A 10,506-nucleotide genomic window follows, 5' to 3' on the forward strand; every position below is an offset into this window, starting at 1 on the left:
GTGCCTGATGCGTCTTTGGGCCAGACGAACTTGCCCTGGTTCAGCCGCCGCGCAGCCAGCCACACGCCGATGCCGTCGTGCACGAGCACCTTCATCCGGTTGGCCCGTCGGTTGGCGAACAGGTACCGGGGTGGGCATTCCCCCGGAGTCACAGCACGGCGTTTTTGACATGTTCAGCCAGCTCGACCGCAACATCATTCATTCCCAAGGTGGGATGGGCATTGGCTTGTCGCTTGTCAAGAACCTCGTGGAGATGCATGAGGGCACAGTCAGTGTTTTCAGCGCCGGTCAGGGCTTGGGCAGCACCTTCACGATTCGCCTTCCCTGTGTTGCCAGTGACGCCGACGAGCATGGAGTTCGGCAACCCGTTAATGGTGCCAACGCAAACAACGGCCAACACGGGCGCAAGGTGCTCGTCGTGGACGACAACACTGATGCGGCCAACACTTTGTCAATGGTCCTGGAGATGATCGGGCACGTGACGGCGGTAGCCGAAAATGGGCGGCAGGCGATACAGGTTGCCAGTCATTCCGCCCCGAAATCGCTTTCCTGGACATCGGCATGCCAGGAATGAACGGCTACGAGTTGGCCAGGGTGCTCCGCGCTTCGCCCGAGTTGAAGGGCATCACGCTGGTGGCGCTGACCGGCTGGGGCACAAACTCGGACCGTACGCGGTCCAGAGAGGCGGGTTTTGACCACCATCTGGTCAAGCCCGTTGATTTCGACACCGTCGAGCAGTTGTTCAATAGGCTGGGCAGGGGCTGAACCGCTGGCGGGGCAGCTGAACGCTAGTTCCAGCCGGGTTTCAGGAAGTCATTCAGTAGACCCCAGCCACTCCCCAGCCGTTGTCTTCAGGCGGGAGGCGTTCTGCGCGCCCTGCTCACAGCTGTGAGCCGATCAGCAATGCAAGACGCTCCATCAGCTTTTCCTTGAGCGGCCGGTCAGTCCATTCCTCCAAGGTCACCTGGCGTGACTTGCGCAGATCATCTTCGAAGACTTTGGACTGACGTTCGGCAAACGCCGGGTCAAACACATTGAGGTTGGCTTCGTCGTTCAGCCGGAAAGAGCGGTTGTCAAAGTTGGTCGAGCCGACTGAAACCAGCAACTTGTCTACCACCATGGCTTTGACGTGGTACATCGTGGGCTGGTACTCGTAAATTTCGGCCCCGGCCCGAAGAAGCGGTCCCCATGTGCCGCGAGAGGCTGCGCGAACGGTGTCTGTGTCAATGATTTCACCGGGCGTGATGATGCGGACCTTGACGCCGCGCTTGAGGGCATCGGTGATGATGCTGCTGGTCAGATCGTCCGGGACAAAATAAGCACTGGACAGATCAATGCTGCGCTCGGCTGCCGTGATCGACAGGTGATACATCAACTGCATGCTTTCGCTGCCCCCCGATGGCGAGCTTGAAAACACCTGGGCCCGGCTGTTGCCCGCGGGCTGCAGAGCGGGGAAGTAGGTCTCGCCGTGCATCACCTGACCGGTGACCTTGAGCCAGTTGTCCATGAACACGGCCTGCATTTGCGACACCGCCGGGCCTTCGAGCTTGAAGTGAGAGTCGCGCCAGTGCTCGGCATCCTGGCCCGCGCCGGTCCACTGTGGCGCAATGCCCACCCCGCCTGTGAAGCCGGTCTTGCCATCAACCACCAGCAGCTTGCGGTGGGTGCGGTTGTTCATGCGACCCCAGTTGTACCAGTGCGGCTTGTGAAATTTGCGGACCTCGACGCCGGCGGTCTCCATTTTCTCCAAAAAGGCGTTGTCGATTTTGGCGCTGCCCACCCAGTCCAGCAGCACATGAACCTTGACCCCGGCCTTGGCCCGCTCAGTCAGGGCATCTGCGAACTCCCGGCCGATGTCGCCGGACCAATAGATATAGGTTTCAAATGTGATGCTGTGTTTGGCGCCACGTATCGCAGACAGCATGGCAGGAAAGATCTGGTCGCCGTTGAGCAACTCCTGAACCCGGTTACCACCGACCACTGCGGGCCCCAGCAGCGCCCCCATGGCGCGCTGGTACTGCGGGTCCGCAGTGCTGTACAGGCGGGGGAGTTCTTGATTGACGTGTTTCTCGCCACTGGTGAAGTTGGCGGCCAACAGCACTACGGCCAGCGCGGCAAAAGATGTAATGAGGATGGTCCTCAACAGGCGTTTTTTCTTGATCATCGTGCGGCTACCCATGTGCTGCGGTTGGAAGAAGGATCGGAGGCCTCGGCAAAGGCGTTGGCGGTGTTGCGAGATGGCGCAACGCAAGCAATTTAAACCGGGCCGCGACCATGCCGCTGCCGGAAGCCGGCGCTTCGGCAGGTAGGCGGGCGGCTCGATGGGCCGGGCGACAATACGGCCATGGCCACCATGCAACTTCAAGACATTCTTTTTTCTCAGGGATTCGGCACACGGCGCGTCTGCGCGGGGCTGGTTCAACAAGGTTTTGTGGCTGTAGACCACGTCCTGTGTGAGAATCCTGCTATGGAATTCGTAGCGGATGGGCTGCGGTTCACGGTTCAGGACGTGGACTGGGCTTACCACGCCAAGGCCTACCTGATGCTGCACAAGCCGGCGGGCTACGAGTGTTCGCAAAAACCCAGCACCTACCCCAGTATCTACACGCTGCTGCCGGCGCCGATTCGCCAGCGTGGCGGCGGCGCAGCGGCCGGGGTGCAGGCGGTTGGGCGGCTGGACCAGGACACGACCGGTCTGCTGTTGCTGTCGGACGACGGCAAATTCATCCACCGCATGAGCTCGCCCAAGCACCATGTGCCCAAGGTCTATGAGGTGCGCGCCAAACACCTGGTGGACGACAAACAGGTCGCCAAACTGCTGGCCGGCGTGGTGCTGGACGACGACCCCAAGCCTGTACGGGCCGCCGCCTGCGAAAAAACCGGTGAGCAGACGCTGCGCCTGACGCTGACAGAGGGCAAGTACCACCAGGTCAAACGCATGATCGCCGCCGTCGGCAACCGGGTCGAGGAGGTCGGTGGCCTGCACCGCGCGCGCATCGGTTCGCTGGATTTGCCGGCTGACCTGCTGCCCGGGCAGTGGCGCTGGCTGACGGCGCAGGATCTGGCCGCGATTTCAGCCTGAGTCTGCGGTTTGAGCATCAAAATGGCCTCTAGCCCCCGTCTGGCGGGCGCAAGTAGCTATTGATTTAATAGCATTCGACGCTCATCAGGGCAATGGCTTGAGGAAGGCCGCCACAGCCTGCAGCGTGCGCTCAGGCTGGTCGCGCTGGGGCGAGTGGCCGCAGTCGGCCAGGTGCAACTGCACCGTCTGCGGCGCCGCCAGCGCCAGTTCATCGAGTTGGGCCATGGTGCCGTATTCATCACCCAGGCCCTGGATCGCCAGAAGGGGAGCTCTGATCAAGCGGCAGTCCGGGCGTATGTCGAAGCTGCGGAAAGCTTGCGACAGCCAGACGTCGTTCCACTGCCAGAAAGCGCCGTCCACGTCGGCGTGGTGACGGGACAGCTTGTCGCGCAACCCCCCTGATTCAAAAGCCGTGGTCGCTTGCGCAATCGCCTGGAGGGCGACGTCTTCGACCATCAGGTGGGGCGCCATCACAATGGCGGCGCTGACCGGGTATCGCGAGGCATGGAGCAGGGCGATGCTGGCGCCATCCGAATGGCCCAGCAGCACCGGCTGGCGGATCTGCAGGGTCTCCAGCAGTGCGGGCAGCACCTCACAGGCTTGGCGGTGCATGTAGTCGGGCGCGAGACGGCCGCTGCCGCGCACATCGGCCACCGCGTCCGACTGGCCGTAACCGCGGCGTGAATAGACGAAGCCGGCCCGGCCGGTGGCCTGGCACACCGCCTGCGGCCAGCTGTTGCCGCGCTGGGTCCAGAGGCTGACCGATCCCAGGCCCTCATGCAGGAAGACCAGGGGCGCGCGTGCGGTTGGGCCGGCGATGCGCTGCAGCTCAATGCGCACGCCCTGAATGTCCAGAAAATCCATCCAGCGATGGTACGGGATGTAAGCGGACCGCCCCCCTGGCGCGTTAGGCAAGGCCCGCCCGCTACACTTGCCCGTCGCCTGAAGAAAGCTCTCTGTGATCCTCCCCCCTCGTCTATTTGCCGTGACCCTGTGCTGCCTCGTAGGCGCCGCAGCACTACCCGCCCTGGCCCAGCCCCAGCCCCAGCCCCAGCCCGCTCCGGTGTTTGTGCTCAACTCGCTGGATGCCAATGTCAGTGTCATCAACCCGCTGACCTGGACCGAAACCAAACGCATTGCGACCGGCAAGGAGCCGCACCACATTTACCTCACGCCAGACGAAAAGTCGGTGATTGTGGCCAATGCGCTGTCCGACACCCTGACCTTCATCGACCCGAAAACGGCCGAGGTCCAGCGGGTGATCTCTGGCATCCTGGACCCTTACCATCTGCGTTTTTCGCCGGACATGAAGTGGTTCGTCACAGCCGCCAACCGGCTCAATCACATCGACCTTTATCGTTGGGACGGCAGCAACATCACGCTGGTCAAACGCGTGGCAACCAGCAAGACACCCAGCCATTTGTGGATAGACAGCAAAAGCACCACGGTGTACTCGACCATGCAGGACAGTGACGAGTTGATTGCCATCGACCTGGCGACGCAAACCATCAAGTGGCGCACGCCCACCGGATCGATCCCGGCCGACTTGTACGGCAGCGCCGACGACAAGCTGATCCTGGTCGGTCTGACAGGCGGCGACACGGTGGAAGTGTTTGATGTGAGCGGCAAGCAGCCGCAGCGCACCAAGGTGATCAAGACCGGCGCTGGCGCGCATGCTTTTCGCGCGCTGGGCGACGGCCGCCATGTGCTGGTCAGCAACCGTGTGGCCAACAGCATCAGCAAGCTCGACCTGCAAACCCTGGCCGTGGTGGACAGCTACCCGGCGCCCGGTGGGCCGGACTGCATGGATGTCTCGCGTGACGGCAAGTTCATCTACGTCACCTCTCGCTGGGCGCGCAAGCTCACGGTGATCGACATGACCGACCGCAAGGTGGTGCGGCAAGTCAATGTTGGAAAGAGTCCCCATGGTGTCTGGACGCTGGATCATGCGCCAAGGTGAGCCCCCACGGTGGATGTGGCCCCCACGGTCGCTCACTACGGGCCTGCGGCAGCTCCCTGCCCCTTGCAATGAAAAAGGGGCCGCTGCGCCTGCGGTCGGGCAAAGCCCGTTCCGCGGCCCCTGCTTGAAAGGGAACCGAGTTCGGTCTCTGGCAGCATTCTTGGTTGCTACCGTTTTCATAGCTACTTCCGCACGTCCGGCGTGGGCTGAGGGCTGTTTTGATGTTCAAGGCAAGCCTGGCAAGGCGGTTTACCTGACTTTGGACACCGGCCACATGGGGGTGGCGCCGCTAATGGCGGACATCCTGGCCAAACACCAGGTCAAGGCCACGTTTTTTGGTGCCAATGAACGCACGCAGACCGGTGACGGCAGCCTGGGCAAGGACTGGGCGCCGTGGTGGAAGGCGCGCGCCGCCGAAGGCCACGAATTTGCCTCGCACACCTTTGACCATACCTACTGGCGCGGGGACCTGGCCGGGGGGCAGTTCCGGGTGCGCCCGTCAGCCGGCCCCCAGGAGGGCAAGGAGTCGGTCTGGACCGCCGCCCAGTATTGCGCCGAGATTGACAAGGCGGGCAAGCGGCTCGAAGACCTCACTGGCAAAAAGCCGCTGCCGCTGTTCCGCGCGCCGGGCGGAAAGACCTCGCCCCAACTGCTGGCCGCCGCGAAAGCCTGCGGCTATGAGCACGTGGGGTGGTCGCCGGCCGGCTTCCTCGGCGACGAGTTGTCCAGTGAGGCGTATCCCAACGATCAACTTCTCAAAAAAGCGCTGCGGGACATCCGTGCCGGCGACATCCTGCTGGCCCACTTGGGCATCTGGTCGCGCAAAGACCCGTGGGCTCCAGCGGTGCTGGAGCCGCTGGTCACCGGGTTGAAAGCGCGCGGTTTCTGCTTTGCCACCCTGGCTGAACATCCGCGCTACAAGCCGTGGATAACGCAGCAGGCGCAGCAGGCGCCGGCCAAAGCGGCAAAATAGGCGGCATGGACAGTCTTGAGGCCTGGTTTTCGATGCTGCAGCAATGGCTGTTCGAGAACGCCGTGCAGCCTGTGTTGTTTGCGACGGGGCTGGGCAACCTGCTGGAAGACGGCTACGCTGCCACCGCCTGGTTTCTGGTCGGACTGATGCAGATCACCATCTTGCTGGCGGTGGTCGGCCCCTTGCAGCGCTGGCGGCCGGTCGAGCCGGTGACGGACCGCGCCACCATACGCACTGACATCCTCTACACCCTGATTCACCGCCTCGGGCTGTTCCGCATCGCACTGTTTTTCACGCTGGAGCCCTTGTTCGACGATTTTTTCGGCATGGCGCGCACGGCCGGCTTTGGCACCTTGCACCTGGACCAGTTTTGGCCCGGCGTCAGCGACAACGCTGTCGTCAGCCTGCTGATTTACCTGGTGGTGTTCGACTTTATTGCCTACTGGACGCATCGCGGCCAGCACCAGATCGAGTGGTGGTGGCGCTTGCATTCGCTGCACCATGCGCAGCGGCAAATGACCATGTGGAGCGACAACCGCAACCATCTGCTCGACGATGTGTTGGTGGACGTGATCATGGTGGTGGTGGCGCAACTGATCGGTGTGGCGCCCGGCCAGTTCATCGCCATCGTGGCGCTGACTCAGCTCAGCGAAAGTTTCCAGCACGCGAACCTGCGGCTCTGGTTCGGCCGTGTCGGTGAGCGCCTGTGGGTCAGCCCGCGTTTTCACCGGCTGCACCACAGCATTGGCCTTGGGCATGAAACCGCGGGGAAGGGCACCCTGGGGGGATATAACTTTGGCGTGTTGCTGCCCTGGTGGGATGTGATCTTCGGCACCGCCAACTTCCAGCAGCGTTACGACCCGACCGGCATCCGCGACCAGGTCGAGCACTCGCGTGACTACGGCCAAGGCTTCTGGTCGCAACAGTGGCTGGGGCTCAAACGCCTCTTCGGCAAAGCCTGAACTGCCGCCACGCGGCGGGGTATCCTCCAGCTATGAGCAAACTCCTGGACTCCTTCTGGCGCGCGGTGGCCTACTGTTTGCATCCACGTGTGATTGCGCTGTCGGTGTTGCCGCTCATCATCATGGTGGTGCTGGCGCTAGGGCTGGGTTACTTCTTCTGGGAAGAGGCGCTGGCCGCCGTACGCGCCAGCCTGGAAAGCTGGGAACTGCTGGGCACCATGGCGCGCTGGCTCGAAGGCCTGGGCATGGGCAAGTTGCAGGTGGTGCTGGCGCCAACCATCCTGCTGTTTCTGAGCATTCCGGTGATCGTCATCGTGGCGCTGCTGTTTGTGGCCCTGCTGATGACGCCAACCATGGTGGCGCTGGTGGCTGAACGGCGTTTTCCCCACATGGAGCGCAAAAAAGGCGGGTCCCTGCTGGCCAGCGTGGCTTGGTCGCTGGGCTCGACGGTGCTCGCTGCCCTTGCGCTGATCATTTCCATTCCGCTGTGGCTGATCCCGCCGCTGATCCTGATCCTGCCGCCCCTGATCTGGGGCTGGCTGACTTACCGTGTGATGTCTTACGACGCGATGGTTGACCATGCCAGCGCCGAAGAGCGGCGCGAGATTTTTCGGCGCCACCGCGGCAGCCTGCTGGGCATAGGCGTGCTCAGTGGCTACCTTGGCGCTGCGCCCAGCCTGTTGTGGGCGTCGGGCGCGATGTTCATCGCCATGGCGCCGCTGCTGGTGCCGCTGGCGATCTGGCTGTACACCCTGGTATTTGCCTTTTCATCACTGTGGTTCGCCCACTACTGTCTTGCCGCGTTGGAGCAACTTCGAAGGCAAAACAATGCTCTGGCCCAAGAACTGCCTGTGCAGGATGCTATTGAATCCATAGCATATGACAAACGGCTGGAGTCGCCGCGGGCGGCTGCCGACACATCTCTGCCGGCCCCCGGGGCGCCCGGGCAACAACCCTGATTCTTCTTCGGCTTCACAACACACCATGAGCACCTCTTTTGGCCTCGTCATCGTCGGCGACGAAATCCTGTCCGGCAAACGTGCCGACAAACACCTGCCCAAGGTCATCGAATTGCTGGCGGCGCGCGGGCTGCAGCTGGCCTATGCCGACTATGTAGGCGACGACCCGGCACGCATCACCGCCGTGCTGGCGCGCGCTTTTGCTGCTGCGCGGAATTCCGGCGATGTGGTGTTTTCCTGCGGCGGCATTGGTGCCACGCCGGACGACCACACCCGCCAGTGTGCCGCCGCCGCCCTCGGCGTGGAGCTGGCGCTGCACCCCGAGGCCGAAAGCCTGATCCGCGAGCGCATGCAGGACATCGCGAAAGAGCAGGGCGTGGCTTACGAGCCGGATCGTCATGACAACATCCACCGCCTCAACATGGGCATGTTTCCAGCAGGCGCTGACATCATTCCCAACCCCTACAACAAGATTCCGGGGTTTAGCTGCAACGTTGGGCGTGGGTGCGTACATTTCGTGCCGGGGTTTCCTGTCATGGCTTGGCCCATGATCGAATCCGTACTGGACCAGACCTATGCCGATCTGCACCAAAAATCAGCTTACGCCGAGAAATCCGTCATCGTCATGGGTTCTATGGAAGCGGCGTTGACGCCCTTGATGCTCGCAATTGAAGCAGCCCACAGCGGAGTCAAGGTGTTCAGCCTGCCCAGCGTGGATCACCCCGAGTACGGTCGTCATATCGAACTGGGCGTCAAGGGGTCGCCGGCGGCTGTCAATTCGGCTTATCCGGCCTTGCTGGCCGGCCTGCACGGCTTCAATGCCAAGTTAGGCCCCGAGTTGGTGCGTTGATGTGATGCACCAATGGTGTGCATTTGCTTGCGCCCTGTGATGGTGCATTGAAAATCGCGCAATTTTCCGGTCGGCCCCGCGGCCCTGTTGTGTCCGAGGCCTCAAGTTAACGGCACAATCGAAGGCTTGGCAGAAAAAAGCGCCATCCGGTGTGGCACAAAACGTGCATCCCACCGAAGCTGAAAGTTATTTTCAACCACATCCAGCAACAGGAGATTCTGATGGCAAAGACCGTCGCAGACGTCATGAAAATGGTCAAGGAAAACGAAGTCAAGTTTGTTGACTTCCGTTTTACGGACACCCGGGGTAAAGAGCAGCACGTGACCGTGCCGGTGTCCCACTTTGACGAAGACAAATTCACCTCGGGCCACGCCTTCGACGGCTCCTCGGTGGCTGGCTGGAAGGGCATTGAAGCTTCCGACATGCAACTGATGCCCGACCCCAAAACGGCCAACATCGACCCCTTCTTCGAAGAAACCACGCTGTTCATGAGCTGCGACGTGCTCGAGCCCGCCGACGGCAAGGCCTACGACCGCGACCCGCGCTCTATCGCGCAGCGCGCCGAGGCTTACCTCAAGGCATCTGGTCTGGGCGACACCGCCTACTTCGGTCCCGAGCCTGAGTTTTTCATCTTCGACGACGTGCGCTGGAACACCGACATGTCGGGCACCTTCTTCAAGATCGAAGAATACGAGGCACCCTGGAATTCGGGCAAAAAGCTCGAAGGCGGCAACCGCGGCCACCGCCCAACCGTCAAGGGCGGCTACTTCCCCGTGCCTCCGGTTGACAGCACGCAAGACATGCGCGCCGAGATGTCATTGATTCTCGAATCCCTGGGCATTCCCGTCGAGGTGTTCCACCACGAAGTGGCAGGCGCCGGCCAGAACGAAATCGGCACCAAGTTCAGCACGCTGGTGCAGCGCGCCGACTGGACGCAGATCCTCAAGTACGTGGTGCAAAATGTGGCCAATGCCTACGGCAAAACCGCCACCTTCATGCCCAAACCCATCGTTGGCGACAACGGCTCCGGCATGCACGTGCACCAGTCGATCTGGAAAGACGGCAAGAACCTGTTTGCCGGCGACGGTTATGCGGGCCTGTCCGACTTTGCGCTGTATTACATAGGCGGCATCATCAAGCACGCCCGTGCGCTGAACGCCATCACCAACCCTGGCACCAACAGCTACAAGCGTCTGGTGCCTGGTTACGAAGCACCGGTCAAGCTGGCTTACTCAGCCAAGAACCGCTCGGCATCGATCCGTATTCCTTACGTCGCCAACCCCAAGGGCCGCCGTATCGAGGCACGTTTCCCCGATCCACTGATGAACCCCTACCTCGGCTTCTCGGCGCTGATGATGGCTGGCCTCGACGGTGTGGAAAACAAGATCCACCCGGGCGAAGCCGCCACCAAGGACCTGTACCATCTGCCGCCCGAGGAAGATGCCAAAGTGCCAACCGTTTGCCACAGCCTGGACCAGGCACTGGACGCGCTGGACGTGGGCCGCAGCTTCCTGACCAAGGGCGGCGTGTTCACCGACAGCATGATCGACGCCTACATTGAACTGAAGATGACCGAAGTGACCCGCCTGCGCCAGGCGACGCACCCGATCGAATTCGACATGTACTATTCACTGTAACTTTCCAAGGGGTATCCGCTTAGCTCCAGCGGACTTAGATATACTGGATGAATACCCAGCTATTATGCCCATTTCCGCTCAAG

12 protein-coding genes are annotated in these 10,506 nt (G+C 61.9%); 9 read left to right on the forward strand and 3 right to left on the reverse strand.

Annotated features, from left to right (window positions below):
• Positions 1 to 152, reverse strand: a 152-nt coding sequence (gene tnpB / locus H0W47_RS18675; protein WP_367265426.1) for an IS66 family insertion sequence element accessory protein TnpB, incomplete at its 3' end; no start/stop codon positions are given.
• Between tnpB and H0W47_RS17290 the strand changes: the two genes are divergently transcribed.
• Positions 131 to 574: an ATP-binding protein gene (locus H0W47_RS17290; protein WP_367265424.1), complete on the forward strand. Its 444-nt coding sequence runs from the start codon at positions 131 to 133 to the stop codon at positions 572 to 574. The two genes, tnpB and H0W47_RS17290, sit on opposite strands and share 22 nt — an antisense overlap.
• Positions 562 to 765, forward strand: a complete 204-nt coding sequence (locus H0W47_RS17295) for a response regulator (protein WP_296926640.1) — start codon at positions 562 to 564, stop codon at positions 763 to 765. Before H0W47_RS17290 ends, H0W47_RS17295 begins: the two co-directional genes overlap by 13 nt.
• Before the next feature lie 115 nt (positions 766 to 880).
• Here the strand turns inward: H0W47_RS17295 and H0W47_RS17300 are convergent, their stop codons facing one another.
• Positions 881 to 2,179, reverse strand: coding sequence for a phosphatidylserine/phosphatidylglycerophosphate/cardiolipin synthase family protein (locus tag H0W47_RS17300; RefSeq protein ID WP_296926642.1), 1,299 nt, complete (start codon positions 2,177 to 2,179; stop codon positions 881 to 883).
• A 174-nt stretch (positions 2,180 to 2,353) separates the two neighbouring features.
• Between H0W47_RS17300 and H0W47_RS17305 the strand changes: the two genes are divergently transcribed.
• Positions 2,354 to 3,082 carry a 16S rRNA pseudouridine(516) synthase gene (locus H0W47_RS17305; RefSeq protein ID WP_296926656.1) on the forward strand — a complete coding sequence of 243 codons (729 nt, stop codon included), beginning with the start codon at positions 2,354 to 2,356 and terminating at the stop codon, positions 3,080 to 3,082.
• An 84-nt stretch (positions 3,083 to 3,166) separates the two neighbouring features.
• On the opposite strand, the gene H0W47_RS17310 is transcribed toward H0W47_RS17305, so the two are convergent.
• Positions 3,167 to 3,946, reverse strand: a complete 780-nt coding sequence (locus tag H0W47_RS17310) for an alpha/beta hydrolase (RefSeq protein WP_296926644.1) — start codon at positions 3,944 to 3,946, stop codon at positions 3,167 to 3,169.
• Between the two features lie 94 nt (positions 3,947 to 4,040).
• Here H0W47_RS17310 and H0W47_RS17315 point away from each other — a divergent pair, with 94 nt between their 5' ends.
• The 6 genes from H0W47_RS17315 (at position 4,041) to glnA (ending at position 10,423) form a co-directional block, all read left to right on the forward strand.
• Positions 4,041 to 5,042: a YncE family protein gene (locus tag H0W47_RS17315; protein ID WP_367265425.1), complete on the forward strand. Its 1,002-nt coding sequence runs from the start codon at positions 4,041 to 4,043 to the stop codon at positions 5,040 to 5,042.
• A gap of 160 nt (positions 5,043 to 5,202) precedes the next feature.
• Complete coding sequence (locus H0W47_RS17320) at positions 5,203 to 6,015, forward strand: polysaccharide deacetylase family protein (protein ID WP_296926646.1); 813 nt, start codon at positions 5,203 to 5,205, stop codon at positions 6,013 to 6,015.
• A gap of 5 nt (positions 6,016 to 6,020) precedes the next feature.
• Complete coding sequence (locus H0W47_RS17325) at positions 6,021 to 6,977, forward strand: sterol desaturase family protein (protein ID WP_296926661.1); 957 nt, start codon at positions 6,021 to 6,023, stop codon at positions 6,975 to 6,977.
• 32 nt (positions 6,978 to 7,009) lie between these two features.
• Entirely contained in the window at positions 7,010 to 7,936 is a 927-nt protein-coding gene (locus H0W47_RS17330; protein WP_296926648.1) for an EI24 domain-containing protein, read from the forward strand.
• 25 nt (positions 7,937 to 7,961) lie between these two features.
• On the forward strand, positions 7,962 to 8,786 hold the full coding sequence (locus H0W47_RS17335; protein WP_296926650.1) for a molybdopterin-binding protein: 825 nt from the start codon (positions 7,962 to 7,964) through the stop codon (positions 8,784 to 8,786).
• Between the two features lie 221 nt (positions 8,787 to 9,007).
• Positions 9,008 to 10,423 carry a type I glutamate--ammonia ligase gene (gene glnA / locus H0W47_RS17340; protein WP_296926652.1) on the forward strand — a complete coding sequence of 472 codons (1,416 nt, stop codon included), beginning with the start codon at positions 9,008 to 9,010 and terminating at the stop codon, positions 10,421 to 10,423.
• The last annotated feature ends 83 nt before the right edge of the window (positions 10,424 to 10,506 follow it).

Source organism: Polaromonas sp. (genome assembly GCF_013817205.1).
GTDB lineage: Bacteria > Pseudomonadota > Gammaproteobacteria > Burkholderiales > Burkholderiaceae_C > Polaromonas.

Excerpts from the sequence above, each read along its gene's own strand:
- H0W47_RS17295 (WP_296926640.1), top strand. The coding sequence starts at position 562 with ATGCCAGGAATGAACGGCTACGAGTTGGCCAGGGTGCTCCGCGCTTCG.
- H0W47_RS17300 (WP_296926642.1), bottom strand. The coding sequence starts at position 2,179 with ATGGGTAGCCGCACGATGATCAAGAAAAAACGCCTGTTGAGGACCATC.
- H0W47_RS17305 (WP_296926656.1), top strand. The coding sequence starts at position 2,354 with ATGCAACTTCAAGACATTCTTTTTTCTCAGGGATTCGGCACACGGCGC.
- H0W47_RS17310 (WP_296926644.1), bottom strand. The coding sequence starts at position 3,946 with ATGGATTTTCTGGACATTCAGGGCGTGCGCATTGAGCTGCAGCGCATC.
- H0W47_RS17325 (WP_296926661.1), top strand. The coding sequence starts at position 6,021 with ATGGACAGTCTTGAGGCCTGGTTTTCGATGCTGCAGCAATGGCTGTTC.
- H0W47_RS17330 (WP_296926648.1), top strand. The coding sequence starts at position 7,010 with ATGAGCAAACTCCTGGACTCCTTCTGGCGCGCGGTGGCCTACTGTTTG.
- H0W47_RS17335 (WP_296926650.1), top strand. The coding sequence starts at position 7,962 with ATGAGCACCTCTTTTGGCCTCGTCATCGTCGGCGACGAAATCCTGTCC.
- glnA (WP_296926652.1), top strand. The coding sequence starts at position 9,008 with ATGGCAAAGACCGTCGCAGACGTCATGAAAATGGTCAAGGAAAACGAA.